At 58.2% G+C, this 328-nt stretch carries 1 protein-coding gene; it reads left to right on the top strand.

The genetic code is table 11. The features are described 5' to 3' along the window. Positions 1–328: ATP-binding protein (locus E1189_RS00985; RefSeq protein ID WP_196220909.1), on the top strand; the 328-nt coding region annotated here is incomplete at both ends.

The following is a 328-nucleotide window of genomic DNA, read 5'->3' as shown; positions in this document are numbered from 1 at the left end:
CACCCGGGACAACCGTCGTCTGGCGACCCGTCTCAAACAGGCACGGCTGCGTCAGTCTGCCTGTATGGAGGATGTCGACTTCCGCCATACACGTGGCCTGAACCGGGAGCAGTTCCGGCAACTGCTGGACAGCCAGTGGGTCAAAGAACATCAGAATGTCCTGCTCACGGGGCCAACGGGTGTTGGCAAAACCTGGCTGGCCTGCGCACTGGCCCAGAAGGCCTGCAGGGATGGATACACGGCCATTTATCATCGTGTTCCCCGCTTGCTGCAGGATATCAACATAGCCAAAGGTGATGGTCGTTACCCAAAGCTGATGGCATCACTT

Source organism: Parendozoicomonas verongulae (assembly GCF_009711465.1).
Lineage (GTDB): Bacteria > Pseudomonadota > Gammaproteobacteria > Pseudomonadales > Endozoicomonadaceae > Sansalvadorimonas > Sansalvadorimonas verongulae.
Note: the sequence above shows the minus strand (reverse complement) of the source record. Positions and strands in the feature narration are given on the sequence as shown.